This window comes from Mesorhizobium sp. L-2-11, from assembly GCF_016756595.1.
In the GTDB taxonomy this organism is placed as follows: Bacteria; Pseudomonadota; Alphaproteobacteria; order Rhizobiales; family Rhizobiaceae; genus Mesorhizobium.
In genome coordinates, this window is sequence record NZ_AP023257.1 from 5,021,302 (window position 1) to 5,047,467 (window position 26,166).

Annotated in this window: 21 protein-coding genes and 2 pseudogenes; 13 read left to right on the forward strand and 10 right to left on the reverse strand. The window is 60.3% G+C overall.

Annotated features, from left to right (window positions below):
- The first annotated feature begins 14 nt into the window (after positions 1–14).
- Positions 15–1,055: an EscU/YscU/HrcU family type III secretion system export apparatus switch protein gene (locus JG739_RS24080; RefSeq protein ID WP_202363696.1), complete on the forward strand. Its 1,041-nt coding sequence runs from the start codon at positions 15–17 to the stop codon at positions 1,053–1,055.
- A 65-nt stretch (positions 1,056–1,120) separates the two neighbouring features.
- Here JG739_RS24080 and JG739_RS24085 read toward each other — a convergent pair whose 3' ends face one another.
- Complete coding sequence (locus JG739_RS24085) at positions 1,121–2,467, reverse strand: SGNH/GDSL hydrolase family protein (protein WP_244749543.1); 1,347 nt, start codon at positions 2,465–2,467, stop codon at positions 1,121–1,123.
- Positions 2,468–2,650: 183 nt separating this feature from the next.
- On the reverse strand, positions 2,651–4,372 hold the full coding sequence (locus JG739_RS24090; RefSeq protein WP_202363697.1) for a hypothetical protein: 1,722 nt from the start codon (positions 4,370–4,372) through the stop codon (positions 2,651–2,653).
- 481 nt (positions 4,373–4,853) lie between these two features.
- Here JG739_RS24090 and JG739_RS24095 point away from each other — a divergent pair, with 481 nt between their 5' ends.
- Complete coding sequence (locus tag JG739_RS24095) at positions 4,854–5,246, forward strand: hypothetical protein (RefSeq protein WP_202363698.1); 393 nt, start codon at positions 4,854–4,856, stop codon at positions 5,244–5,246.
- Positions 5,247–5,273: 27 nt separating this feature from the next.
- On the forward strand, positions 5,274–7,424 hold the full coding sequence (locus JG739_RS24100; RefSeq protein ID WP_202363699.1) for a GDSL-type esterase/lipase family protein: 2,151 nt from the start codon (positions 5,274–5,276) through the stop codon (positions 7,422–7,424).
- Between the two features lie 750 nt (positions 7,425–8,174).
- Here JG739_RS24100 and JG739_RS24105 read toward each other — a convergent pair.
- Both JG739_RS24105 and JG739_RS24110 read right to left on the reverse strand, forming a co-directional pair.
- Positions 8,175–8,468, reverse strand: coding sequence for a hypothetical protein (locus tag JG739_RS24105; RefSeq protein WP_202363700.1), 294 nt, complete (start codon positions 8,466–8,468; stop codon positions 8,175–8,177).
- 318 nt (positions 8,469–8,786) lie between these two features.
- Positions 8,787–9,509 (reverse strand): Crp/Fnr family transcriptional regulator, encoded by a 723-nt coding sequence (locus JG739_RS24110; RefSeq protein ID WP_202363701.1) that lies wholly within the window; start codon positions 9,507–9,509, stop codon positions 8,787–8,789.
- Between the two features lie 386 nt (positions 9,510–9,895).
- Here JG739_RS24110 and JG739_RS24115 point away from each other — a divergent pair, with 386 nt between their 5' ends.
- The 10 genes and pseudogenes from JG739_RS24115 to JG739_RS35515 form a co-directional block, all read left to right on the forward strand.
- Positions 9,896–11,263: an exopolysaccharide biosynthesis polyprenyl glycosylphosphotransferase gene (locus JG739_RS24115; RefSeq protein WP_202363702.1), complete on the forward strand. Its 1,368-nt coding sequence runs from the start codon at positions 9,896–9,898 to the stop codon at positions 11,261–11,263.
- A gap of 241 nt (positions 11,264–11,504) precedes the next feature.
- Entirely contained in the window at positions 11,505–12,824 is a 1,320-nt protein-coding gene (locus tag JG739_RS24120) for a UbiA family prenyltransferase (protein WP_202363703.1), read from the forward strand.
- Positions 12,825–12,889: 65 nt separating this feature from the next.
- Positions 12,890–13,276: a transposase gene (locus JG739_RS24125; protein WP_183445375.1), complete on the forward strand. Its 387-nt coding sequence runs from the start codon at positions 12,890–12,892 to the stop codon at positions 13,274–13,276.
- On the forward strand, positions 13,273–13,617 hold the full coding sequence (gene tnpB / locus JG739_RS24130; RefSeq protein WP_183445374.1) for an IS66 family insertion sequence element accessory protein TnpB: 345 nt from the start codon (positions 13,273–13,275) through the stop codon (positions 13,615–13,617). The genes JG739_RS24125 and tnpB overlap by 4 nt, the downstream gene beginning before the upstream one ends.
- Positions 13,618–13,693: 76 nt before the next feature.
- Positions 13,694–15,334 carry an IS66 family transposase gene (tnpC, locus tag JG739_RS24135; protein WP_183445373.1) on the forward strand — a complete coding sequence of 547 codons (1,641 nt, stop codon included), beginning with the start codon at positions 13,694–13,696 and terminating at the stop codon, positions 15,332–15,334.
- Between the two features lie 179 nt (positions 15,335–15,513).
- Positions 15,514–15,798: pseudogene (locus tag JG739_RS24140) on the forward strand (NAD-dependent epimerase/dehydratase family protein); the annotation flags it as partial.
- An 11-nt stretch (positions 15,799–15,809) separates the two neighbouring features.
- Entirely contained in the window at positions 15,810–17,243 is a 1,434-nt protein-coding gene (locus JG739_RS24145) for an FAD-binding protein (protein WP_244749544.1), read from the forward strand.
- Positions 17,240–17,983: an SDR family oxidoreductase gene (locus JG739_RS24150; protein ID WP_244749545.1), complete on the forward strand. Its 744-nt coding sequence runs from the start codon at positions 17,240–17,242 to the stop codon at positions 17,981–17,983. Before JG739_RS24145 ends, JG739_RS24150 begins: the two co-directional genes overlap by 4 nt.
- A 34-nt stretch (positions 17,984–18,017) precedes the next feature.
- Positions 18,018–19,301 carry a hypothetical protein gene (locus JG739_RS24155; protein ID WP_202363704.1) on the forward strand — a complete coding sequence of 428 codons (1,284 nt, stop codon included), beginning with the start codon at positions 18,018–18,020 and terminating at the stop codon, positions 19,299–19,301.
- Between the two features lie 135 nt (positions 19,302–19,436).
- Positions 19,437–19,583, forward strand: a pseudogene (locus JG739_RS35515) (IS630 family transposase); the annotation flags it as partial.
- A gap of 63 nt (positions 19,584–19,646) precedes the next feature.
- Here the strand turns inward: JG739_RS35515 and JG739_RS24160 are convergent.
- The 6 genes from JG739_RS24160 to JG739_RS24185 form a co-directional block, all read right to left on the reverse strand.
- Positions 19,647–19,955 carry a hypothetical protein gene (locus JG739_RS24160; RefSeq protein WP_202363705.1) on the reverse strand — a complete coding sequence of 103 codons (309 nt, stop codon included), beginning with the start codon at positions 19,953–19,955 and terminating at the stop codon, positions 19,647–19,649.
- Positions 19,956–20,458: 503 nt separating this feature from the next.
- The gene (locus JG739_RS24165; RefSeq protein ID WP_202363706.1) at positions 20,459–21,607 is read right to left on the reverse strand and encodes an acyl-CoA dehydrogenase family protein; all 1,149 of its coding nucleotides are present in this window, start codon (positions 21,605–21,607) and stop codon (positions 20,459–20,461) included.
- Positions 21,607–23,169: an amino acid adenylation domain-containing protein gene (locus JG739_RS24170; RefSeq protein WP_202363707.1), complete on the reverse strand. Its 1,563-nt coding sequence runs from the start codon at positions 23,167–23,169 to the stop codon at positions 21,607–21,609. Before JG739_RS24170 ends, JG739_RS24165 begins: the two co-directional genes overlap by 1 nt.
- 10 nt (positions 23,170–23,179) lie before the next feature.
- Positions 23,180–23,440, reverse strand: coding sequence for an acyl carrier protein (locus tag JG739_RS24175; RefSeq protein WP_202363708.1), 261 nt, complete (start codon positions 23,438–23,440; stop codon positions 23,180–23,182).
- Positions 23,437–24,084, reverse strand: a complete 648-nt coding sequence (locus JG739_RS24180) for an SGNH/GDSL hydrolase family protein (RefSeq protein WP_202363709.1) — start codon at positions 24,082–24,084, stop codon at positions 23,437–23,439. Before JG739_RS24180 ends, JG739_RS24175 begins: the two co-directional genes overlap by 4 nt.
- Positions 24,069–26,069 carry a hypothetical protein gene (locus JG739_RS24185; protein ID WP_202363710.1) on the reverse strand — a complete coding sequence of 667 codons (2,001 nt, stop codon included), beginning with the start codon at positions 26,067–26,069 and terminating at the stop codon, positions 24,069–24,071. The genes JG739_RS24180 and JG739_RS24185 overlap by 16 nt, the downstream gene beginning before the upstream one ends.
- Positions 26,070–26,166: the final 97 nt, after the last annotated feature.

The window sequence follows — 26,166 nt, forward strand, 5'->3', positions numbered from 1 at the left end:
GATAAGATTGCAACATGGCCGAAGAAGCTGAGGAAAAGAAACTACCGGCGTCCGACAAGAAGCTTCGCGACGCTCGCCGCAAAGGCCAGGTTTCGCAAAGCCGCGACCTGGGCTCCGGCTTCACGCTTTTCGCAGCGCTTGGCTATCTTTATTTTGCCTGGCCGATGCTCGTCGAGCACCTTTCGGAACTCGTGCAGACGGTGACCACCCCGGGCGATTCGTTCATTGAAGTCAGCCTGCTGGCCATCCGCCATTCGTTGTCATTGCTGATGCTCGCCACATTACCGCTCGTCGGAATCGTTGTCGTTCTCGCCGTGGTCTTCGGCATGCTGGGAACGTTTGGGCCGGTGTTCTCGTTTGAGCCGCTCAAGCCGCAATTCGATCACATAAACCCGGCGAAAGGTCTTCAGAAGATCCTGTCGCTGCGCAACGTCGTCGAGTTCACCAAAGGCCTTGCCAAGGTGGTGTTGCTAGCCGGCCTGTTCGCATTCCTTTTGATCGCATGGCTGCAACCGCTCTTCGATGCTCCGGGATGCGCTCCGTCATGCCTGGAGCCAATTATCAAGGCGGTGCTGACACCGCTTGGAATTGCCGCCGCCCTGGCCTTTGTCGTCATCGGCGTGATCGATGTACCTATTCAGCGCTGGCTGTTCCTGCGCGACATGCGCATGACGACAACTGAATACAAGCGCGAACACAAGGACCTCGAAGGCGATCCGTTGATTCGGCATGAACAGCAGCGCCAGCGCCGTGAGGCGGTGATGCAACCTGCGAAGCTGGGCGTGAAAAACGCGGTCATCGTCTTCGTGTCCGGTGACCGCGCAGTGGCATTGCGTTACATCAAGGGCGAAACGCCGGTGCCGACGGTCGTCGGCAAAGGCCAGGGCCGAGCGGCTGGTGAGATGGCGGCTCAAGCACGCCAGGCAGGTATTCCGGTGCTCGAGGATGCGTCAGTCGCCGGCCCACTCTTCGAAAATACCAACACCGGAGCTTACATCGGTCAGGAGATGTTCTCGCCGGTCGTACGCCATCTTGTCCGGCTCGGGCTCACTTGAGCCATGCGCGAACCGACCTTGCCGCAATGCCTGAGCAGCGCGGCAAGGTCGGCAGCGACAGCCGGCTACTTGGCTGGACCCAACAGGATTTCGAGATCGACCGCGTCTGCCATTGCCTTGTATCCCGCGTCGTTGGGATGGAGGTTATCGCCGCAGTCGTAGTCGTCGCGCAGATACCCCGGCTTGGCCGGATCTTCCATCACCTTGTCGAAGTCGATCACGCCATCGAATCCGTCGCCGGTGCGGATCCATTGGTTCACCGCGACGCGTATCTTTTCCTTCTCGGCTGTGTAGTAACCCTCGGTGGGAAGTCCTTTGAAGGTTTCGGCGAAGGGGGTCAGCGTCGCGCCTACAATGCGTATGCCACGGGCATGGGCGCGGTCGATGAGCTGTTTGTATCCGGTGATGATGTCTTGCGCCGTCGGTTGCTTGTCGTCCGGCGTGATTGCATTTCCCCCGGGCCAGCCGATATCGTTGATGCCCATCATCAGGACAACGGTCGCGACTTTGGGATGGCTCAGTATATCGGAATCGAAACGGGCCAGAGCATTGACACCCATACCGTCGGTCAACACGCGATTGCCCGAAAAGGCTTCGTTGACCACCGCGACCTTGCGGTTGGCCTCCTGCAATCGCTTGGCGATATGGTCTGGCCAGCGATTGTTGGCGTCAGGGGTCGAGCAATTGCCATCCGTGATGGAATCCCCGAAAAACACGATCGCCTCAGATTCCGGTGCGGCATCAACCCAAATATCGCTCAGAAAAAGGCGCGACTTGAGCGTGGTGTCAGCCTTGAACGCTGCGTCGCTCGTGAAATTACCCGGGCCGGAGATGTAGGCAGTTTGCACGCCATCCCAATGCACCGACGACAGTGCCGTCTTCTTCGGCAGGAAGATGCTGACCGAGATTTCGGAAAGCGCTTCTGCCGATAGCGCGACGGGGTCGCTGAGGATCGGAGCTCCCGGCGGAACGACCACAGAACTCTTGCCGCCCCAGGTCAGGGGCTTCAGGGTCTTCTGGTCGATCTCGCCGCCCTTGCCTGCTATTGCGACGCTGCCAGCGCCGATGGTCAGCGGCTTTTCGCCGAAAGCATTCGACAGCACGACCCGCACGCTATTGCCGCCAACACTGATCCGGGCGACCTGGCGGATGGTCTGGTTCTCCAATACCTCCGGCACTCCGAAAGGCGCAGGAAGATCGTCCGACCAGCGCGGAGCAGGTGTGGCAGCCCAAGTGGTGATCCAGTTTCCCTTTTCGGCGCCTTGTGCCGAAAAACCTGCGATCGCGGAACCGACCGCCACAGTTGAACATATCAGGATATGACGCAGACGCCGTTTCCTCCCTGCTGCGGCAGAAAGCGCCGATGAAACCTTGTCCGTAAAAACCAAAGGCCTGTTGAGCCGCATCTTCATCTCCTCCTCGAGACATGCCGGTAATGCCGCCGCCGGCCTTATTATGACGGGCTGCCGAGGGAATGAAATTCAACTTCCGTGGCAATTCTGGACCAGTGTCAGGGTAGGATTGCGAGAACGGAACTGGTGCTGCCTTGTAATCAAAGCTCGCGTGCTGAAACGTCGGCTGCGCCCTCGCCGGATTCACTGGCGGACATCAATCCGGGGTCCCAATGTCTGGGTCATGACCCGCCGCACGATCCTGCCATCTGCGACATCGAGGCAGACGGTATCGACCAGGTATCGATACGCAACGACGTCGCGAGGCTCCAACGCCTCAAACGGGCGGTGCAGGAACGGCATGGAATAATGATGGTGTGGATAGAAGTTGTAACCGACCGCAACAGCCGAGTTCGCCAGGTTCGCGGCGCGATTGTGCTGGCCGAGAATAAACGACGTCGGGCGGGCCGCATCGTAGTCAGCCGGCGTGATTGGCAGTTCGACTGGATAGGCGCACTCTTTGGTAAGCTTCATGACCTCATAGTTGGACGAGGCAACGTCCGACGACTTTGGCTGCACCTGCCTAATCCCGATCTGGCCCCAGGCTGAGGTCGGAACGTGGCCGGATTCACGACGATATTCCTGATAGCCGAAGTGACGGGCATAGAGCAGATAGGAGGCGTCGCGGAAAAAGCTCGGTGCGACCCGCACCCAGTCACCTTGTTTCGTCAGCGCCTCGAAATATGCTTGCCGGATTTGCCTTGAATCGTACCAGCCGAGCCGCGCGTTATAAAAGACCGCGTCGCCGAATATGGTGACAACAATCCCGGTCGCGATGGCAATTTTGGAAAACGAATTTTCCTTCATTCTCGTCAGAGCGGCGACGATCAGACTGTTCAAGATGATCCAATGCAGAAAAAGGGCGCCGCTCAGAAGGAAGATCCCGATATGCATGATATCGAAGAACGCGGTCAGTCCGATGAGCCACCGCCGGCGCAAAAAAGCGAGAAAACACAGAAGCTGCGCAGCAAGGATGAGGACATTCATCGGAATCTGGACCGCCCTGACTGCTTCATAAGCAAGAGCGAGCAGCGATTCGGAAAAGCCCAGCGGGGCCGCGCCCAACCCGTACCCGGCCAGCATGATGGAACTGGTCGGGTTCTCGAGGATCCAGCTCAACGGCCCTCCGTCAAGCGTGACCTTGGCGATCCCGGACATGAAGTAGTTGCCAAAATGGGCGCCGATCCCAGCAAGCAGCAGTATGCCGGCAGCCTGGGCCGCGAAATCCCTGGTTCCGAGTTCGTTAAGGCTGGGCACGTTCCTGGTGAAGAGCTTCAGCCGGCTCAAACCCTGCAGCAGGCTTAGGGCCAATAGGCCACAGGCCAGGAAGAGACCGGCCTCAATCAAGGGCGCATAGTCGTTGCGGCCCAGTTCCTCAGCACCGGAGACTGCCCGTGTGACATCCTTGTGGAAGGCGAAATAGACCATCGGGAAAATTGCAAAGGAGGGCCGCAGGATCGAAAAAAACGCCGCCACAAGCGCGATCAGGCGAGAATAGATGAGTACATTGCCCAACGCGTCGGCGCGAGCCGCGTCGGCAATGCCAAGTTCGTCCCCAAGCCCGAAGCTGAAGAGGCCCAGCGTTATCGCCAAGCCGACGACGATAATTCGCGCAGCCCGCGCCTCGGCGGGATAGCGCACGAATGAAAAAAGGCAGCATAGTAGAGCCAACCCGAAAGCGCTTGCCGTGGCAAAGGCAGGATCGTGCCACGCCACGCGGGATGCCGCCTTTTGGTAGAGCAGGATCGGAACGAGCCCGCACAGGAACGGGAAAAAAAGAAGGGCTGCAAGGACACAGCGTTCAACGGGTGAACGCTCGATGCCGACTGACGGCCAAGGCGGGGCGTTGCCCGCTCCGATGCTCATACCATGCTTCTCCCGTCTTCCGGAATTTCCGCCTCACCTATTCGGTTTTCGGGTGCTCACCTTTCCGATGACGAATTGAGCCCTCACGCGGCCGCACATTTGCAGGGGACATTGCTGCACTGCAACAGGACGCGTACTACAACCTAAACGCACAGGCAACGACGAAAGTTCAAGATGCCCCGGCTCAATGCGCGCGCACAATTTGCGCCAATTATCGATAAATACCCGCGTTGAATTGCCGATCTGTCGCAATTTAGGTCCAGTAACAGCAACAGCGATCGCCCAGCCGTCGTCACCCGTGCCGGTGCCGGGCCAGGTATCGGAGACTCAAAAAAATGTTGCCTAACTACCCAAAGTAGTGGCAAATGTTATGTTGCAGTGCCTAAGAGTGCGATGCAACATTGAATTCGTCTCGCTGACCTGCAGGAAACCGATCGCATCGGCATCAGGTGCAGGGTCAGTGGCTGAAGAGGCCATGGACATGGTACTCGACACCCGGGCCAAACAGGTCGCCGACAAGCACAATGGTATCGTGCACCATGGTATCGTCGTGATCGGCGCTGGCTTCGATTCAGCCTTTTTCCTGCAGCAGTTCGTCGGACGGAAGAAAGCTAGCGTTCCCGTCCTCGAATGGGGTTGCCACAACCCGCATGATCGGCAGCTCGAACGCGGCGCAAACAGCAATATCCGCGACGACGCTGGCAGAGCGTGGAATTACACGATCGGCCTGACAGCCGGACCCGACTGCGGGTCCGGGCAGACGCCGCCGTTCAATACTAACATCTTCGGGCTGAAAGGCCCCTACGGCATCGGTCTCGACTCGCCGATCAGGTATGGCGATCTTCTGCTGCGGCCCAGGCGGTCATCCCCATGAGCAGCTTTGCCAGGAGGAGAAAATCCTATGACGGTGTTCTATGATAGCAGCCGTCCGGACGCTTTCGTCGGCGGAGCCGGTAGCGACGCCGTAAGTTACAGCGCTTCGTCCCGTGGAGTCATCGCCGATTTGGCTTCCGGCTATGCTTACAAGTTGCTGTCGATACTGCCGTTGGGCGATTCCATCACATATGGAGTGATCGCGAGCTCTTCCGATACCGAAAGCGGCGGATATCGGAAGTTTATGCTGGATCAGTTGGCGGCACTCAATGTGAAGATCGACTTCGTCGGTTCCTCGTCCAACGGACCCGCCAGCATGGGCGATCGGGATCACGAGGGTCACCGCGGCTGGACGCTCAATCAACTGAACGGCATCGACAACGATGTCGTGGCAGCCACGAAACCCGACGCCGTGCTGCTGATTGCCGGAACCAATGACAGCTCGACCGATAGCGTGCCAACAATGCTGCAGGATCTGCGCAGCCTGTTGCTCAGCTTGACCTCCAGCGATCCCGCCTTGACCGTCTTCGTCGGATCCGTGCCTCCCGTTCGCGTCGGCCAACAATCACAAGCGCGTGCAGACCGTGTCGATGCGTATAATGATGCAATGCCCGGTCTGATCTCTGAACTGGCCGCCCAGGGGCATAAGATCGCCTTTGTCGACATGCGCGATCTGACACCGGATGACATCACCGCGCCGCCGCTTGATAGCGGGCTGCATCCGACTGCCGGGGGCTATGCAAAAATCGCCTCACATTGGATGGACGCCTTGGAGCAACATCTCGGCCTGGACGGGACCGGTATCGGAAGCGACCGCGACACCTTCACCAGCATTGAAAATCTCACAGGTTCTTCCTTTGCCGACCAACTCGGCGGAAACGAGGGCGCCAATGTGCTGGATGGGCTGGCTGGCGATGATTTGCTGGAGGGCCGCGGCGGCTCCGACCAACTCATCGGCGGGGCCGGCGCCGACACGCTTGTCGGCGGCACGGGTAATGACGTCTACTATGTCGACAATGCCGGTGACAAAACCATCGAGGCGACCAATGGCGGCGTCGACGAGACGCATGCTTATACAAACTGGACCCTGGCCGAAAACGTCGAAAACCTCTTCCTGAGGTCGGCTGCCAATCTGGCGGCAAAAGGCAACGGGCTCGCCAACACCATGGTAGGCAACGGCGCGGCGAACACGCTCGAAGGCCTCGGCGGGGCCGATCGGCTGGACGGCCGGGGCGGGTCGGACCGGCTCGTCGGTGGTCTTGGCGTCGATATCCTCACCGGCGGAACGGGAAACGACAGTTTCGTCTTCGCCGCCGGCCACGGCCACGACACCATCACCGACTTCGACCTTTCCGGCGACGATCTGCTGGAGATTTCAGGCTACCAAAGATATAGCGAACTCCGACAGGTCGGGAGCGACACGCTGGTCGTTTTCTCCGACAGTGACACTGTTCTCCTCAAAGGCGTGACCAGCGCCTCCTTGAGCAGTTCGGATTTCGTCTGGAACGATGCCCTCGACGAGCCGCCGCCGGGGTCAATCGTAGGCGACGACGGCAACAATACGCTTACCGGCGGTTCCGGTGCGGACGTCATTTATGGAATGGGCGGCAGCGACATCCTGAACGGAGAAGCGGGTGCCGACATGCATGTCGGCGGCGCGGGTGATGACGTCTACCATGTCGACAATACCGGTGACAAAACCATCGAAGAGATCGATGGCGGCTTCGACGAGACGCATGCTTATGTGAACTGGACCCTGGCCGACAACGTCGAAAACCTCTTCCTGAGGTCGGCCGCCAATCTGGCGGGAAAAGGCAACGAGCTCGCCAACACCATGGTGGGCAACGGCGCAGCGAACACGCTCGAAGGCCTCGGCGGCGGCGATCGGCTGGACGGCCGGGGCGGCTCGGACCGGCTCGTCGGTGGTCTTGGCACCGATATCCTTACTGGCGGAACCGGAAACGACAGCTTCGTCTTCGCCGCCGGCCATGGCCACGACACCATCACCGACTTCGACCTTTCCGGCGACGATCTGCTGGAGATTTCAGGCTACCAAAGCTACAGCGAACTCCGGCAGGTCGGGAGCGACACGCTGGTCGTCTTCTCCGACAGTGACATGCTTTCACTGAACGGTGTCCTCGTTGCAAGCATCTCGAACAGCGATTTTCTCTTCGTGTAGAGCGGCATCTGCCTCCCGTAGGGGCCGCGACCTCGCGGGGCGTTCCAGACGTCGACATTGCCGCTCGCCGGATCGAGCCTGCCGTAAATGCCCTCCTGCCCGGTGAACCAGAGCCTCCCGTCCTTGTCGAAGGAACCGGTGTTGAGGTTGGCGTTGCCGTGCCCCTCGGGGAGCAGAAACGCCTTCACCGCTTCCGTTTCGGGATCGACGCGCACGATGGCGTTGGGGCCTCTGTCGGGACCAACGATCACCCCGTGCGGCGCCGAGCCGTCGCCAAGGGTTATGTGCTTGAACGCGCCTCTATCAGGATCGAGCCGCCCAAGCGCGCCCTGTCCCTGGGCGGTATACCATATGGAGCCATCCGGCGCCGGAGCGACATCGTGCGGGCCGGCGCCCTCCGGAACGGGATAGTAGCGGACTTCCTCCGCAGCAGCACGCGCGGCCACCGAGCAGAGCAGCGCGGCGAACAGTGCCGACGCAATCGTACGAAAACATGGCCAACTCCTCACATCGCGCGTTTCTATTTGCACAGCGAGCGAGCCAAATATCCTTTTCGCGCCACTGCGGCGGCCGAGCCGCAGATGGCGAGCTCGCCGTGTCGCTTGCCGATCAAAGTCAGGAGCTAGTATAGCCCCTGCCCTCGCCCAGGCCTGCAAGCCAAGAATCGTCGACAGGCGGTAGCATCGTGAGAAAAACCTGCATACGACGACGGGATCGCGGCCCACAATCAGACTTGACGCGGGAAAGGCGTCAGCTTTGCCGCAAAAATTCCCGCGCCAACTCTTGCCATTCCTCATCAAGCGGCAAGGTCGACGGTGCGGCGTCGCAGCGACGATACCAATATTCCGCATTCGATTGGTCGCCTTCCTTGCGATGCAGGTAGGCATGCACGCGCATACCCGCCATATCGTCGCGCAGCTGTGCGCGCTCGTGCGCCTTGTCCCAATCGCCCTTTGCATCCCACCACAGCGCCTGCAGGGCAGGACTCAAGCCGGCGAGCGGCTGTGATTTCGCAATCGAATCTTTGAAGGCTTGCAGATCCATTCTTCCCCCGATGTGAGGTAATTGCGCGGAGCCGATGGTAGTGTAGTCCCGGATTCTGCAACAGCAAAGTCGCGCCGAGCACAGCAAAGGGGCGGTACCCTGGTGCGTGCCATCGTCCAATCTCGGGCGACAGTCGACGCAGTCTGCACGGCAGTGAGCGGTGTCTCGTTACCGACGAAGGCGCATACGTCCGGTGCGGCGACCTACGACGACGACGTAAAAGACTCTACCGAGCGATCCGAGCACGACCGCCACCACCTCCGGTTCACTATCTTCCCGGAGGATGGCGTGGAGATGCCCGAGCACACGGGAAAGGCATCATTGAACGATCAAACGCGAGTAGCCAAGAGCTACAGACTCTAATGCGGTGCGATTGAGAATTGTCAGCGAGCCGTGGTCGTATTGGGTCAGATACCGCCGTTCCCATTCTCTCAGGCAACGATTTACTTTCGCTCGAGACGCCGGGATCATTGCCGCGAGGTCGGTCTGCGAAATGTGGATTCTCCGAGCTCCATTCACGGTAGCCGTACTGTGCGGGGTCTCAGTCAATCGCAAGAGCGTGCTCGCCAATCGAATGGATAGGGCATTGGACGCACTGTGGATCACTCGCTCTTGCGCGTCGTGCGTAGCTTGGCATAAGTACGGGATCACCTTCAGTGCGAGATCTGGGTGCTTGTCGAAGACACTAGCCATGAAAGCTGCTTCGATTTGAAGCAAATCGCTGTCCACGATTGACGCAGCGTTCATGTTACTGTGTCGCGCGATGAACAATCTAGTCAAGTCGAAAGTGTCACCGGGACCGAGATCGGAAAAGATGAATTCTCGGCCATCTGAGAGGGGAACACTAAGACGAACTTTTCCATGAATTATGTAGTAAATATAACGCGGTATGTCTCCAATGTGAGTTAAGACTTTATTCTTTGGAACCCTCCTTAGGATGGATGCTTTTGCCATTTCACTAAGAGTATCTTCCCCAAATTGCCGAAATAAGCGTATTTTGTTCAGCTGTTTGACCCGAACCTCAGCGCCATTTTCTCCCATGGCTCCTCTCCCTGATAGGGTAAGCGCCCCAGCCCCTTAAGCGTTGCCTTGACCACCTCTTTGAACGAGTCCGACCTCCAATCCGTCTCGCGCAGACGCGTTAAGGCACAAAATTTAGCACATTAGGATACGATAAAATAGCGACTCGTCTGTGCCCGGGGTAACAGCGGCATGTCTCTGAGACATTTAAATCAAATCCAACCGACTGGAAGCCGTTGGGATAACCCCCTCCTTGTGGGATTGGCGTGTGCCATGAGCCAAGAAGGAGAAGGGATGCAACAGGATTCGGGGGGTTCGTCTCTATGCGGCATGCACCAACCGAGGCGTCGCGTGCGCTCTGGAAGCGAAGCGTAGAGCCGCTACGGCTTCCTGTGGGAGCAGTTTGCGTGTTTCTCGCAACTGCTGATTTCCTTCTTGGACAGACAATACTTCTTGCGTCAATTGAGCTCTACCATAGGGCCTTCGGCGTCAGGCCGCCAGATATCTGGGATTCGATCTGCCTAAGTGTTACCGCCGGTCTGTTGCTGGTCGCATTCATGACCGCCAGGGGCGCCTACACGGTTAGTGGCATCCTGGACGATCACTGCAGGATCAAAACACTCTTCAGTGGCTGGGTGTTCGTTTTCTTTTCAATTCTCTGGCTCGCCTTTCTCACGAAGACGACGTCGACGTTCTCGCGCGGCTCCTTGACGCTGGCGTTTGCGGTCGGCTTTCCAATCCTGGCGCCTGGCCACGCGGTTCTGGCGCGTGGGCTGAGACGGCTTCTCGCGGCTGAGAAACTCGTGTTGCGCACAGTTTATCTGTTTTACTCTGGCGTTCCTGGAAAGGAACAGGGGATAATCAACAAGCTTGGGCAACAGGGCATCGCGGTTTGTGGTGTTTCGAACATCGAGAACGATGATGGCGCGATCGCAGCACGATCGGTACATGCCGCCGCCGCAGCTGCACAGGCTGCGTTTCGTAATGGCTCGTATGGGGCAGTTTATCTCTTTTGCTCCTGGGACCAGCGGAAGTTGATCGAACGCATCTTGGAGGAAATGTCCCGCCTCCCGCTGCCGATTTATCTTTTCGCCGACGCCTACATAGACAGAATTCTGGCTGGAAGCCCGCTGCACACCGGCTGGCAGCGAGCCTTCGAAGTCCAGCGTATGCCTTTGAGGCCTGCCGAACGCCTGCTCAAGCGGTTGTTCGACATTGCTGTTGCATCCCTGCTACTGCTGTTCCTGTGTCCGTTGATGGCCTTGGTCGCATGTGCCATAGCGCTCGAGAACGGTCGGCCTGTGCTGTTCCGGCAGATGCGACGAGGTTTTGGTGGCAAGCCGTTCAATATTTACAAATTCCGATCTATGACGGTGCAGGAGAACGGTCCACAAATTCGCCAGGCTCAGCGTAATGATGCGCGGGTTACCCGACTTGGCCGAATATTGCGCCGGTCGAACATCGACGAGCTGCCGCAATTGTTCAACGTGCTTCGGGGGGAGATGTCCCTGGTTGGGCCCCGACCTCACGCCGTCGCTCATGACGACACCTATACTTTGACCATTGCGAGCTATGCTTATCGCCATCATGTAAAACCCGGCTTGACAGGCTGGGCTCAGATCAATGGCTTTCGAGGGGAAACGAAGGAACTCTGGAGGATGGAAAAACGCATTGAGCACGACCTCTGGTATATAAAATCCTGGAGCATGCTTCTCGACATTAAGATAATTTGGAAAACTGCTCTACTGATCTTTTCTGATCGTAATGTCTATTGATGTATAGCAGCTTCTCAGGAAGCTGAATGGATATATGTACTCTGTCTTCCAACTGATTGATTGAACGGATAGTTTTGGTGAATTTACCGGGAGCAAGATTTTTCAAGTATCCTCTAGCCGAGGGAAAGGGACGGATGTGGTGTCATCATCGACGGGCGTGGACCAGCGGTCCGTCACATCTTCGGAGCTTCCCCCTCCTTGCACCGCGAAGCCGCCGTCCGGCGTTGGGCGGGGCCCTCTCGTGGTCGATCTCGACGGGACGCTAATCCAGTCCGACCTGCTGATTGAGTCGTTCCTGGCGCTCTTCGCCAATAAGCCATTTGTGGCGCTCCGGACGTTGGCCGCGCTGCGCGAGGGCAAAGCAGTGTTCAAGACTCGGATTGTGGACGAACTCGTGGTGGATGTGGCGCGCCTTCCCTACAATGGCTGCGTGCTCGCTTATATTGAAGCCGAGCGAGCGAAAGGCCGGCCAATCTACCTCGCCTCTGCATCCGATATACGCCTCGTCCGGGCGGTGAGCGGCCATCTCGGCCTCTTCGATGGCGTGCTCGGCTCGGGCGAAGAGGTAAATCTCGCTGGAAAGACCAAGGCGGAAGCTTTGTGCGAACGCTTCGGCGAGCGCGGTTTCGCCTATATCGGCGGGGACCGGGTGGATCTGCACGTCTGGAGCCGCTGCGGCGAGGCCCTGGTGGCCGGCGGCACCCCGCGGCTGCTACGGCAATTGCGCGGCACCATGCCGTTCGCCGTGTCACTGGACGAGGGCGGATCGCACTGGCGCGATTACGTGCGGGCCCTGCGGCCGCACCAATGGCTGAAGAACATTCTCGTTTTCGCTCCGGCCACCGCTGGCCACGTGATCGTGCCCTCAGCACTGAACTGTACCATCGCATTCCTGAGCTTCAGCTTCTGCGCCTCGGCGGTCTACATCGTCAACGACCTCCTTGATCTTCCGTCCGACCGAGAGCATCCGCGCAAATGCCGACGGCCCTTCGCGTCAGGGGCTGTGCCGCTGATCCACGGGATCGCGATGGTGCCGGCCCTGCTCCTGGCCTCGCTGCTGCTGGCACTGATGCTGACGCCCACCTTCCTGCTGGTCGTCGGCGGCTACTTGGCCCTGACCACGGCCTATTCGCTCTACCTCAAGCGCAAGATCATCGCGGACGTGATGACCCTCGCAATCCTCTATGCCTTGCGGCTCGTGGGCGGCGGCGTCGCGGCCGGGGTGGCGATCTCGCACTGGCTCGAGGCCCTCTCAATGTTCCTGTTCCTCAGCCTCGCCCTGGTGAAGCGCTGCACGGAACTGGTGGAACGCGTCAAGAGCGGGCAAGGCGATCCGGCCGGCCGGGGCTATCAGCTCGGCGACCTGCCGAGCCTGGAGGCGATGGCGGCGGCGAGCGGCTATCTCACCGCCCTCGTGATGGCACTCTACCTGAACAGCGAGGCGGTCACCTCCCTCTACCGCCACCCTGAGCGCCTTTGGTTGATCTGCATAGCGATCCTGTTCTGGATCAGCCGGATCATCATCAAGACCCGCCGGGGCGAGATGAACGTAAGCGCGTAGGCGTCCCCACGTAGCGTGCAGGCGGTTGATCGCTCATTTTCAGCATGAATCATGCGGAGAATCCTATGAGCGACAGTATGAGCCATCATCGAACATTCGAGATTTTGACGGCGGAGCCTGTGCCGTCCCGACGCAAGCCGCGCCATCGGTCGGACGAAGAGAAGGCACGGCTTGTCGCCGAAGCGTTCTCGCCAGGGGGCAATGTCTCGGCGGTTGCGCGTTCCGAGGGGCTGGACCCCTCGCAGCTCTATGCGTGGCGCCGCAAGGCGCTTTCGTCGGGCATGGTTGCGCCACTGACGGAGGGAGCGAGCAAGCCGGCGAAGTTCACGCGCTTTGAAGCGGTGGGCAGCGACACGGTGGAAATCGTCATTGGCGACGCAGTGGTGCGCGCCGGCGGCGATGTCGATCCCGATCGCCTGGCGAGGATCATCCGCGCGGTTCGTAAGGCATGATCGCTTCCGGTGTGGTGGTTTACGTGTCGTGCCAGCCGGTCGACTTCCGCAAGGGCGCGGCATCTTTGATGGCGCTGGTCAGGGATGGCGGCCTGGACCCATTCTCGGGGGCACTTCACGTATTCCGTTCGAAGCGTGCGGACCGGGTTCGCATCGTGTGGTGGGACGGCAGCGGGGTTTGTCTTTATTCGAAGACTCTGGAAGATCACAGCTTCTGCTGGCCGGGGATATCGGCCGCGCGCATGCGTCTCGACCACGCCCAGTTGATGGCGCTTCTGGCCGGACTGGACTGGAAAAAGATTCGTCCGGCCAGGGTCAGGCGGCCGTTATCGACGGGCTGAAACCGGCCTGCGGCAAGATGAATCATGCGGCTGGAACGGTTGGGAAAGCGGCTGTTTTTGTGCTCTGTTGCTTGCCATGGTTCTACCGGGTCTTGCCCTTCCCGACGACGTTGATGCGCTGAAGGCGATGATCCTTTCCATGGCTCGCGAGCAGGCTGCAAGCGAGGCCCGGATCGCAGTCGCCGACGCTCGGATCGCAGCATCTGAGGCGGAGGTCGCCCGGCTGAAAGCTGTCGAGAAAAGCGCCAGCGAGCGGATCGCCAATCTCACGTCAATCCTGAAAGTTTTACAGCGCACGCAACATGGCACGCGTTCCGAGCGGCTACGCCTGGCCATCGACGACGAGCAGGCCTCCTTTGCCTTCGAAGAGGTCGAGACCGGCCTTTCGGAAATCCGGAGCGAACTCGACCGCGCGGTCGGGAACAAGCCGAAGCGCGCCCCGCGTCCGCGCAAGGGCTTTGCTGCCCACCTCGAACGCATCGAGGAGGTCGTCGAGCCGGAAATCCCGGCCGACTGCGAGGGGCTTGAAAAGGTTCTGATCGGCGAGGATCGATCCGAGCGGCTGGACGTCGTGCCGCCGAAGTTCCAGGTCATCGTCACGCGCCGTCCCAAATACGCCTTCCGGGGCCGTGACGGCGTGGTCCAGGCTCTGGCGCCGGCGCACATCATCGAAAGCGGGCTGCCGACGGAGCGGCTGCTCGCCTATATCGCCGTCTCCAAATACGCCGACGGCCTCCCGCTTTATCGGCAGGAGGCGATCTATCTGCGCGACGGCGTCGAGATCAGCCGGTCGTTGATGGCGCAGTGGATGGGGCATCTGGGCTTCGAGCTGCAGATGCTTGCTGATTACATACTGGAGCGCATCAAGGAGGGCGAAAGGGTCTTCGCCGACGAGACGACCTTGCCCACCCTTGCCCCTGGTTCCGGGAAAACCACGAAAGCCTGGTTGTGGGCCTACGCACGGGATGACCGACCCTATGGCGGAACCAGTCCGCCAATGGTTGCCTATCGTTTTGAAGACAGCAGAGGTGCGGATTGCGTGGCGCGCCACCTCGCCGGATTCAGCGGTATCCTGCAAGTGGATGGCTACTCGGCCTATACCAACCTGGTCAAGGCACGGGCCAAAGCCGGCAGCAATGAAACAATCCGGCTCGCCGGGTGCTGGGCTCACCTGCGGCGCAAATTCTACGACCTGCACATCAGCGGGGTCTCGCAGGCCGCGACGGATTCGATCATCGCCATGACCGAATTGTGGAAGGTCGAGGACGAGGTCCGCGGCAAGGATGCCGGAAGCCGCGCCGCGCTACGTCAGGAAAAGTCCGTGGCCATTGTCGCGAGCCTCTTCGATCTATGGGAAGCGGAACTGGGCAAGGTCTCCGGAAAATCCAAGACCGCCGAGGCGATCCGCTACGCGCTCACCCGGCGGGAGGCGCTGGAACGCTTTCTGATGGACGGTCGCATCGAAATCGACTCCAATATCGTCGAGCGTGCAATCAGGCCCCAGACGATCACGCGAAAGAATAGTCTATTCGCCGGCAGCCACGGCGGTGGACGAACCTGGGCGACGGTAGCCACCTTGCTGCAAACCTGCAAAATGAACAGCGTCGATCCGCTCGACTGGCTCTCGCAGACCTTGACCCGCATCGCTCAAGGCTGGCCGGCATCCGAAATCGAAATGCTCATGCCTTGGAACTTTAGGCCTGACGTTATCGGCTGACCGCTTACAGATGAACGATGATCCGGTGGTGTTCGCGGTGCGGGATCGGGTGAGCCTCGTCACTGGGCTCCTCTGCGCCTTCATCGTTATGGCGAGCATGTGAGGTAGGCGGCGTGCGCTTCGTCCAAACCGACGTCACCAACCGGACCGCGGTCGCCGCGGTCGGCATCAAGGCTGACGACCTCATCCGCCATGCCGGCTCGAAGTCGCTGCTGATCCCGACGCCGGCCTGGGCGGTGAAGCGCACGCTCGACCTGCTCGATCTCCTCAACCTGCCGATCATGGATCCGGAGCAGTATCTCATCGCCGACGATGTCTGCGTGCTCGATGTCTCCAAGGCCGAGCACCAGCTCGGCTGGGTGCCGCAGTACCTCGACGAGGGCATGCTGATCGCAGCCTACAAGGAATACCGACTGAAGAAAGAGGGGCATACACTGGCCGCCTCTCACGTTCCCTCCGGATAGGAGAGCCTTTGATGACCGTCATGGCTAGGCCGGCCGAGGTCGGGTCCCGCGCCGTCGTTTCCGCACCCGAGCTCGCGCCGGCGTCGATCGTCAAGCAGAAGCGTATTTATGGCGCCCGCCCTATGATGCTCTCGGGCTGGGGACGGTTTCCGCGCGTGTCCTGCCGTGTCCTCGAGGCGCGCGGCGAGGAAGAAGTGATTGCAATCATTGCGGAAAACCGCAGCTTGATCGCCCGCGGGGCCGGCCGCTCCTACGGCGATGCCGCCCTGAATCGGGGTGCGACCCTCGTTATGACCGCCTCGAACCACATCCTCGATTTCAATTCCGGGAGCGGGCTTCTGACCTGCGAGGCCGGGGTGACTCTCGCCGAGATCGCGGACATTTTCGTCCCGCGGGGCTGGTTTCCAATGGTCACGCCGGGCACCAAGTTCGTCACAGTGGGCGGGGCGATCGCGTCCGACGTGCACGGGAAGAACCATCACCGGGACGGGTGCTTCGGGGCCAACCTGGCGTATCTAGACCTCGCGCTGGCGGATGGTCGCATCCTTCGCTGCTCGCCGACGGAGAATGCCGACCTGTTCCGAGCGACCCAGGGCGGCATGGGTCTCACCGGTGTCATCCTGCGGGCGGCCTTCCCGCTCCGGGCCATCGAGACGGACCTCGTCCGGCAGGAGACGATCCGGGCGGAGAACCTCGCCGAGAGCATGGCCCGGCTCAAGGAGGCCTCCATCGCCAACTATTCTGTGGCCTGGATCGATTGCCTGGCCCGGGGCGGCCGCCTCGGCCGGTCCCTGGTCTATCGGGGAGAACACGTCGCCCTCGATGATCTGCCAAAGGAGCGCAAGGGCCGGCCCTACCTCCCCCGCGGTGGGCGGATGCGCTCGGTCCCCTTCGACTTTCCGGGCGCCACATTGAACCGCTTCACCGTGGCCGCCTTCAACGAGCTCTATTACGCCCGCGGGCGCCCAGGCACCGCGCTGGTTCCCCTGGATCCGTACTTCTATCCCCTCGATGCTATTGCGCATTGGAACCGCATCTATGGCCGCGCTGGTTTCGTGCAGCACCAAAGCGTGCTGCCCGAGGAGGCGAGCCGGCACGGGGTCGAGACGATGCTCTCGCTGATCTCCGCCCGGCACGCCGGGTCGTTGCTGGCGGTGCTCAAGCTGTGCGGTGCCGAGGGCGCAGGCCCGCTCTCGTTTCCGATGAGGGGCTTCACCCTGGCCCTCGACTTCCCCGGCACGACCGCCAATCTCAGCCTCCTGCTTGAGCTCGATGCCATCGTGGCCGACCATGGCGGGCGGCTCTATCTCGCCAAGGACGCCCGCGCGGGCATCGCCGTGATGGAAAGGGGCTATCCGCGCCTGCGGGACTTCGCGCGCCTGCGCGACCGCTTCGATCCCAAACGCCACTTTGCGTCCGTCCAGTCGGAAAGGCTCGGGCTTTGACCGCGATCCTGTCACCGGTCCTGATCATCGGCGCCTCGTCGGATATCGGCCGCGCCCTCGCGCATGAATATGCGCGCCGGGGCGCCTCCCTCGTGCTGGCGGCCCGTCGCGTGGAGCGGCTCGACCCCGATCTTCGCGACCTCCTGCATCGGCACGGGGCCACGGCCCGGGCGGTCGAGCTCGACATCCTTGACCGCGCCGAGCGCGAGGCGTTTCTGGCGGGGCTCAACGAGGTACCCGGCACGGTGGTTTCGGTGGTCGGCCTGCTGGGCGACCAGAAGGCGGCCGAGGCCGATCTCGAGGCCGCGCGGAGGATCATGGAGACCAACTATGTCGCTCCGGCGCTACTCCTCTCGGCTCTGGCGAACCGCATGTCCGAGCGAGGCGCGGGAACGATCATCGGCATCAGTTCGGTGGCCGGCGATCGAGGCCGGGCGACGAACTATGTCTACGGCTCCGCCAAAGCGGGTTTCACGGCTTTTCTGTCTGGCTTGCGAAACCGGCTCGCCGGGCGCGGCGTGCAGGTGATGACCGTGAAGCCCGGCTTCGTCGCAACCCGCATGACACGCGGCCTGAAGCTCTCCAAGGCCCTGACGGCCAGCCCGGATCAGGTTGCCAAGGTTATCGTGGAGGCGCAGCTCGCGGGGCGCACCGTGATCTACATCCTCGGGCGCTGGCGTCTCATCATGCTCGTCATCCGCCTCTTGCCGGAGCCGATCTTCATGCGGATGAAGATCTGACCGGACCGGGCCTGCGGTGTTTCGGAGCCGAACGATGGACCAGCTCAATTCCCGGCACGACCGGTGGCTCACCCGCAACCTCTACATGGTGCTACTCGGTCACCTCTTCCTGCTCAATCTCTGGATGTTGAGCCGCAATGGCGTCCTGTGGAATCCGCAAACCTACTCGGACGAGGCCGAGCACTATCGCCGCGCCCTTCTGTTCTCGCGCATGGTGGGGGGAGACATTTCCCTCAACACCATCGGGACTTTTTACGCCGGCGGGATTTGGCCGCCGCTCTACTCCATGACCATCGGGTTCGTGCAGCGCCTGACCGGGGCCGATCTCGCTGCGTTGCGCGTGTTCAACATGGCGATGGCCTATGCCGGGTTCGCGCTCCTTGCGGCCGCCATCACGGATGCGCGTCTCCGGGCCGCGAGCGTGATCCTCGCCGTCCTGTTCGTGCTTGGTACCCGAAACTACTTCCAGATTCGGCCCGAGAACCTTGCCATCCTGCTCATCGCCGCCCTGATCTTCCTAATAATGCGCAAGGGCCTGTTCTCGGCCGATGAAGGGAACGCCCGCTGGCGGCGCGCTTACGGGACGACCGGAATCCTCGCAGCGCTCATCTGCCTGACCCACGCGGTTTTCCTCCTCGCCGCGCTTTACCTTTCGGTGCTCGCCTGCCTGAGTCGGCGCGCCCGCGCGATGTTCTTGATCGGCTTCCTCGCAATAGGCGGGCCCTATATTGTGGCACAGAACTTGATTCACAACGGCTTCGTCCTCTTCGCGACGACCGCCGAGGAGAACTTGGCGCGCAGCAACAACCCGTTCCTGCGAACCCATCCGCGATCAGCCGTGGACCACCTCTTCGAAGAGATGGAGCGCCGCTACGCCGCGGGCGACAAGGTGGCATTCCCAAAGCCGCCTCTCATTCCACAGGGGCGTTACGAGCAATGGCTGCACGACGAGAACCAGCGGCGCATCTTCAAGGCCATTGCCCTGGATGAGATCCGGAGCGATCCGGTTAGCGCCCTGCGGCGCATGGCTCTGCGTTTCTGGAAGCTCGTGAGTGGGAATGCGTGCTTGGGCGGCCGCTACGGTTGCTTGATCTCACCTGCGGTAGATCAGGTGTTCTACCGTCTTCTGGAACTTGCTGGCCTCCTCGGGTTTGTTGTAGCCGCCATGCGGGAATGGGGACGGTGGCGCAGCTTCTCCTTCGTGGTGTTCTGCCTCGCCATACTCATGCCCATGGTCGTCATCCAAGCGCTGGTGCGGCACTTCATCATCGTCCTACTGCTCAGTGCCTTTGGCGGGCTCATGCGCCTGCGGGGCTGAGGCTCGCGATTCGGCAGGGCCGATGGAGTGCGGCTCCGGTTTCTTCGAGTCATATCAAGTCTCTGAGATCGTGACTCGCTGAGGGCTTCCCGAAGCGTCGGGGTATGATTCGATTCGACATGGCGGACCGAGAAGATTCGCATTCCCGTTCCGCTCCGGACGGATTTTGGCGCGGCCCACCTGCCTGCGATCGCCAAGCAGACGAAGACCGCAGCGCAGGCGCGGCGCCTTCTGGCGCTGGGCGCGATCTATGAGGGCGCTTCGCGCACCGCGGCCGCTCGTTCGGCCAGCCCACGAGGCTCAACGATCTCCATTCGGCGGCGATCATGGGATGGCGCAGCCGCCTTAAACTATGCAGCCTATGAGCTTCCGCTCGTACTTGGCCGCGATGAGAAATTTTCCCGCATGTTGAGGAAAGAGGCCGACGCTGTCGTCCCCCAGACGTTGCGACGTGACGACCAGCATACGGAACGTCTCTAGGCCTATCAGTTTGGCAAGGCGCTGACGCTGACGTCTGCTCAAACTGCCAATCGGGTCGTGAAGCTCAAAAACGGTCGTGAACCCGAAAAGTCCGGCAGAAACAAGCGCGACAGTAGCCGAGCGTGTAAAGACGACATGCGGCCGCAGCCAGACCGCAGCAAGCAGCGCCAGCACAGAAAAAAAAGCGCCCGGCCGGGCACAGGCCAAAAGGGTACAGGGACAACGCGGAATGGGAACTCGGTAGCGAATCCGTATTCGCGCGCGATCATAATGATCCCGTGTATTCATGGAGGCGCGTGGAAGCGCTAGCAAGACCTCCGCTCCGGCAACCCGAAAATGCATCGCACATCTTTGCGACTTGTACCGCATTGGCGGCCGGTGCCGGGACGTGCGCAGAATGTATATAGAGAAGCCGCATCCACAAAGCCTATCTTTCACGCGTCGCGGCTGGTCTGGTTCTTCGCCTCTGAGCCGCAAGTTCGGAGATCACGGGCTGGGCAGACGCACCCAAGTCGAACGACAAAAGCGCCCTCCGGCCGGGTGGCTCCATGGGTTGCGATAGTACCACTCTCCGGTTGCCTTACCAAAATCGAGCGTCGCCTTTTTCGCGAACTGAGGGCAGGCCCAGCGGCAGCTCACGCCGCCCTTCATCGGACAGGTTCTGACCACAGCCATCATCAAAGCCCCAGCCAGCCAGCAATAATGTTGCGTTGTATCTCCGAAGTTCCGGAATATAGTTTGCTGCCGATGGCATCACGCACGGCACGTTCGACGTCGAATTCGCTCAAGAAACCATAGCCGCCGAAGACCTGGACGACATCGAGCGTAGTGCGGACTAGCGATTCGCTCACAAAGAGCTTCGAAACGGCGGCGTCGAGGGATACGGACTCGGAGCGCTCAAGGCCCCACGCCGCCTTGTAGACGAGCAGTCGGGCCGCCTCCACCTGCATCTTCATGTCGGCAATCTTATGGGCGACCGCCTGGTGCTTGGAGATGGCCTGGCCGGACTGACGTCTGGTGCGCGTATAGGCCACTGCCTTTTCCAGAAGCCGCTCCATGGTGCCTACATGACTGGCGAATAGGCACGCCCGCTCCCAGTCCATACTGTGAGCGAACAGCCTGGAGCCGCCGCCCACTCCACCGAGAACAGCGTCCTTCGAAACAAATACGTCATCGAAGACAAGCTCCCCGATCGGAGACGTCCGCAGTCCCATTTTTTCGAACTTTTGCGCGACCCGATAGCCGGGCAGCGCGCGGTCCACGAGGAAGCTCGTGATGCCGCCGAAATACCCCTTGGCGCGGTCGGTGACAGCAAAGACGACGGCAACATCTGCCACCGGCCCGTTGCTCACGAAGGTCTTCGTGCCGTTGATTAGAAAGCCGTCGCCATGAGGCTCCGCCCGGGTTTGCATCGCAAATGCATCGGAGCCCGACTCCGGTTCGCTCATCGCATTGGCTGCGATCAAAGTGCCATCACAGAGCCCCGGAAGATATCGATTCTTCTGCTCTTCAGTGCCGAACTTCCAAATCGGCACCACGCAGGCGAGAAGGTGGGCGCAGATCGAGAAGACCAGACCGGAATCCTCGCAGCCGTAGCCAAGCGCATCGATTGCAATGGCCGTGGACAGGGAATCGAGACCGGGTCCCCCGTAGGCCTGGGGGACTGGCAGGCCGGTCAGGCCCATCTGCGCGCAGGCCCCCCACAACTCGCGCTGGAAAACTTGGTCTCGGTCGCGCTGCCTGACATCTTTATTGAGCTCATCTTGCGCGAAGCGAAGGATCTGGCCACGCAGGATACGCTGCTCCTCGTTCAGCGTGAAATCCACTACTCCATCCTCATCAGATGCTGGTAGTCGATTTTATCTGTCGATGTCTTGGGAAGTAACTGCTGGTGCGAGAACCAGTCCGGGGCCATGTAGGCCGGCAAGTTGTGGGCGCAGAACCGCTTCAGCTCGATGAGCGACAGCGCATGGCCGCCGCGCGAGGCATAGAACACCTTTATGGAGACGCCCGACTCCTCCGAGCGAGCGATCGCCGCCACCTCGGAGATCGCTGGATGGCGATAGAGCGCCGTCTCGATCTCGCCGAGTTCGATCCGATATCCCCGTCTCTTCACCATCCGGTCGCGTCGACCGCGGAAGGTGTAGACTCCGCCATCGCCTTCGATCACTACATCGCCGGTACGGTACCAGCGACCGGTTGAATCGACATGAAAAGCGGCGCTTGTTCGCTCAGGCATGTTCCAATAGCCCAGCATCACGGGAGCACCGCTGATTGCGAGCTCGCCTTCCTGGCCTCGCGGCACGTCGCGACCATTCGCATCGATCACGCGTGCCTTAACATGCGAGCAGGCGCGCCCGATCGGAAACGGCGCCGAGCGGTCTTCGGCGATCGTCTGCGGGATTTCGTAGTAGGTACAGACGTTGGTCTCGGTTGGGCCATAGAGATTCAGGTAGCGTGCGCGTGGGACCACAGCCTTCAGCCTGCGCAGATGCTTGACCGGAAAAACCTCGCCGGCAAATAGAATGAACCGAAGAGCGTGGTCGTCGCGAGCATCAAGGCTGCCGTGCTCGACCAGAAGCGTGAGTACGGAGGGAGTGGAATACCAGACGGTCAACCGCCGCTCGGCGATAACCGACGCCATCCGGGTCGGATTCTTGCCGAGCTCCTCACCGATGAGGAATACGGTCGCGCCGTGCTTCAGCGGTACGAAGATGTCGAGAATAGACAGGTCGAAGTGGAAAGGCGCATGGGAAGAGAAGCGGTCGTTCTCGTCAGGGGCGAGGATATCGGAACACCAGTCCACGTAGCTCGAGCCATTACGATGCGTCAGCATCACGCCCTTCGGCTGGCCGGTCGAGCCCGAAGTGTAAAGCACGTAAGCGAGGTCGTCCGGCCCCGGCCGCGCCGATTCGTCCTCCACCGCCAAGCCGCCGGCCGCTACGCGAGCCAGGTACGTCGCGAGCGGCGAGGGACCGTCGGACCAGTCGAGCTGCAAGAGACATGGTTCCGCAGCCAAGCGCGCCAACTCACAGCGCAAAGTTTCGGCTCGGGACGCCTCCACGAAAATCGCGCGCACGCCGCAGTCGTTAAATATGAACGCGTTACGCGCAGGCGGTGCCAGAGAGTCGACGGGCACATAGACTGCGCCCATCTTTAAGATGCCGAACAGAACAGCGAGCGAGGCGATCGATTTTGGAAGGCAAATGCCGACGCGGTCCGCCGGCCGGACGCCGATCCGACGCAGATGGTCGCGGACTTGGTCCGACAGCGCGTCGAGCTCGCCGTAGGTGATCTGCCGCCCAGAGCTCGCCTCGACAGCGGCGCACCTCTTGGGATCCCGCCTCGCGCTCTGTTCCAGATACTCGTGTAAGGCAGCGACCGTCATGGCGGGCTCTCTATATGGACGCCTGCTTCGATTGGACGAAATTGGCAATTTGGGCGATGGAGTTCAGGTTCTCCGGCACGAGTTCGTCAGGGGCGATTTCGATACCGCAGGATTTTTCCAGGTAGGCAACGAGCTTAAGCGTCGCCAACGAGTCGAGAATGCCGTCAGTTATCAGCTCCGTTGAATCCGTCAGATTCTCCGGCCTTTCACCGGGCAGAAATTCCTTCAATATGAAATCCCTGGCCATCGTCCTGATCTGGATCGCGTTCATTGTTTCTCCTTTTGTGGAGCAGCCGCAAGGTTCAGGCGAATTAGATCCCGGTGTTGCCGCAGCACCTCGTAAAGCTTGTCGGCGATGAGCCGATGGCCGGCGGCGTTTGGGTGATCGTCCCAAGGTGCTACAAGAAGGGTCCGCCTGTCGTGCCCGTCATACACGTTGGAAAGATCGAGAACGTTGAAGCCAGCCTCGGCAGCGAGGCGCTTCTCCAGATCGGTACTGGTCCTCTCGTCTGGTCTGGGTAAATAAATCCAAAAGACCCCGACCCCTTCTCGCTTCGCAGCTTCCACGATCCGAGAATAGATCGCACGCAGAAGTCTGTCTCCGTAGGGCGTGAGCTTTCTTTGAAGTACCTCGGGGTCGGCACGAGGATCGATCCCGCTCTCGCGTACAATGTCGCGCACGAAGTCGTAGCGATATGCGGAGCCATTCTGGATTGCTTTCCCGAGACGCTTTAGCGTTCGTGGAACAAGCGCGCTGTGCTCGAAGTAAAAGATGTACTTTGGTTTGAATGCGAGCACTCGATCCTCGATGATGGCCAGAATGTCCAGAGGAACATAACCCCCAACGGCAAAGTTCAGCACCTCGTAGTGTCGATACCCGCTGGCGGCTGCCTGCGCATTCAGCCGCCGCTCCAACAGGCCCTCGAAAGTCTCGTCATCCGCGACGCCCTCGCCGAAGACATGCGAAGAGCCAACGAATGCGATCGCGGGGTGCCGGGAGCAGGAATCTTTTCGTAGTCCTGATCTCGCATGCCCCAGCGGTTGATGTGGACCCGCGTTCCCTTAAAGTCTGCTTGGGAAAGTGGTCGCAGATAGGTCGTGGGAAGCGCACCCGTGAACTCGCTCAGCGGCGTCTTGTCCAAATTGTCCCAACCGTCGTGTCGTTGCTGGCCATAGACAATCCAGAGTTCTGGGTTAAATGCGCCGACATTGACGAGGTTCTCGTAGTAGCCGCGCTCCAGGTTCGCGTTGTCGCGGCTATTGAGGGTCGGCATTCTAATGTCGGCCATTGCGGTACTGACCGTCTCCCCGAGGCGATCGTGAACCACGGGAAGCGAGATGCAAACCGCGATCAACCCGCAGACACCGACCGACGCAACCGACCGTTGGAAACTGTACTGGCGGTCGGCGCCGCCGCGCGCGAGCGCAAGCGCAGGAATGCCAATGATAGCTGCCACCGCGACCAGTACGAGGGCGGGCGTCATTTTGCCAGGTCCTTCTACGCCCACAGTGTCGAAGACCGAGAACCATTGCGGGACCGAGCTCGCGCTCCAAAACGACCAAAGGAGCGAGATGACGACGAATACGCCAATGGTCCGGCTCGCAGTCTGCAGCGCACCGTTCCAGCTTAGTGCCCCGCCACGCAGGCGCCGGGTGCGACCGTGCCGCATTTCATAATGGGCGTTGATCGTCACAAGCACGGCCAGGATCATCCAGAAGAGGAAGTCGTTCCAGGTGAATACCCAGGTGCCACGTAACCAGAACCACTGATAGTTGTGCAGCAGCCAAGTCGCGAGGAACGCGAGGAGGGTCGCGCTGACCAGCGCTATGCTCTCTCCCCAGCGTCGAAAACGAAAATACAACGGATAATATACAATTTTCATTATAAAGTCCTTCCAGTATATGTTTATTCGACGCCAGAAATCTGTGAAACTTGAGGAAAGAAAATACAGATTGTGGGTTTCTGGAAGGTTGAATCCAAATAAATGCAAAATCCCGGTGATTATGTGAAAAGTTCCTGAAACCTTTAGATAAAGTAAAAACGGCCATATGATAAATTGCAAAAGATCGACCTGATCCTGTACATCCGCAGCATCTATAACAAATCGTTGATACACGATGCGGTAGCATATCAAATGGACAGCGCCGCGAAACATCCACTGAATGCCCGTTTGATAGATGTAGTGCCGGTCAGCATTGTAGTAGCTGCTGCGGAAAGTTCTAAAATCTACGACCGGAAAGAGCGGGAAGCACACGTTCGGCAACATGAAAAAATACGCGAGACGTTCTGAAACCGTCGCCATCCTCTGGTCACGCCGCATTTCGTACGCATAGACAATGAGACGGAACATGAACATGGAAGCGAGCACGGGCCAGACGGCGCGCGTCCACGGGGTCGCAATCCAGTCCATTCGTGCGGCGGCGAGCCCGCAGCCGGCGCCAACCAGCGCCAGCACTCTCCATCCAAAAGCGATGGGTAGGTGGACAATGCCGATCAGTACGAGCCCAATGGCGACGATCCAGGCGGCATCGATGAGGCCATCAAATCTCCAGTGGTGCCAGTTGGGCCCAAGGTTCGCGAAAACCGCGGCGATAGCCGCGAACGAGAGCAGCACGAAAAACGGCAGCCGGTAAAGCTGTGGCAGGAAGTAGTGCACGCACCAGCCGGCGAGGGCAACGAGCAGGACGCGGACAAGCGCAGTAGTCTCGAGCCTGAGGAGATAGACCAGCGCGATGAAGAGGACCAGCTGGCCGGCTATGGCGAACCAAGACAGGATGCTTCTCGACTCAGTCCCCGTAGGATCCGCCGACCAGGGAAGAGACAATGTCTTGATCCAATGCACGCTCGAGCGCCTCAACCAGCTGCCGGCGGACATCGACAAGAAGTAGCTTTGGGGCATGCGAAAAATCCGCAAGGTGCTGGTGAACCGCCCTCTGCCATGGCTTCTGTCCCCTTGATAGGCTAAAGCGCCCAGGTCCCTTGAAGCGTGGCCTTGA

What these genes read in the sequence shown, in the direction of transcription:
- JG739_RS24125 (WP_183445375.1), top strand. Translation starts at nt 12,890, where the DNA reads ATGAGCGACAGTATGAGCCATCATCGAACATTCGAGATTTTGACGGCG.
- JG739_RS24080 (WP_202363696.1), top strand. Translation starts at nt 15, where the DNA reads ATGGCCGAAGAAGCTGAGGAAAAGAAACTACCGGCGTCCGACAAGAAG.
- JG739_RS24100 (WP_202363699.1), top strand. Translation starts at nt 5,274, where the DNA reads ATGACGGTGTTCTATGATAGCAGCCGTCCGGACGCTTTCGTCGGCGGA.
- JG739_RS24095 (WP_202363698.1), top strand. Translation starts at nt 4,854, where the DNA reads ATGGTACTCGACACCCGGGCCAAACAGGTCGCCGACAAGCACAATGGT.
- JG739_RS24105 (WP_202363700.1), bottom strand. Translation starts at nt 8,468, where the DNA reads ATGGATCTGCAAGCCTTCAAAGATTCGATTGCGAAATCACAGCCGCTC.
- JG739_RS24110 (WP_202363701.1), bottom strand. Translation starts at nt 9,509, where the DNA reads ATGGGAGAAAATGGCGCTGAGGTTCGGGTCAAACAGCTGAACAAAATA.
- JG739_RS24090 (WP_202363697.1), bottom strand. Translation starts at nt 4,372, where the DNA reads ATGAGCATCGGAGCGGGCAACGCCCCGCCTTGGCCGTCAGTCGGCATC.
- tnpC (WP_183445373.1), top strand. Translation starts at nt 13,694, where the DNA reads ATGGTTCTACCGGGTCTTGCCCTTCCCGACGACGTTGATGCGCTGAAG.
- JG739_RS24170 (WP_202363707.1), bottom strand. Translation starts at nt 23,169, where the DNA reads ATGACGGTCGCTGCCTTACACGAGTATCTGGAACAGAGCGCGAGGCGG.
- JG739_RS24175 (WP_202363708.1), bottom strand. Translation starts at nt 23,440, where the DNA reads ATGAACGCGATCCAGATCAGGACGATGGCCAGGGATTTCATATTGAAG.
- JG739_RS24145 (WP_244749544.1), top strand. Translation starts at nt 15,810, where the DNA reads ATGACCGTCATGGCTAGGCCGGCCGAGGTCGGGTCCCGCGCCGTCGTT.
- JG739_RS24085 (WP_244749543.1), bottom strand. Translation starts at nt 2,467, where the DNA reads ATGAAGATGCGGCTCAACAGGCCTTTGGTTTTTACGGACAAGGTTTCA.
- JG739_RS24155 (WP_202363704.1), top strand. Translation starts at nt 18,018, where the DNA reads ATGGACCAGCTCAATTCCCGGCACGACCGGTGGCTCACCCGCAACCTC.
- JG739_RS24185 (WP_202363710.1), bottom strand. Translation starts at nt 26,069, where the DNA reads ATGCCCCAAAGCTACTTCTTGTCGATGTCCGCCGGCAGCTGGTTGAGG.
- tnpB (WP_183445374.1), top strand. Translation starts at nt 13,273, where the DNA reads ATGATCGCTTCCGGTGTGGTGGTTTACGTGTCGTGCCAGCCGGTCGAC.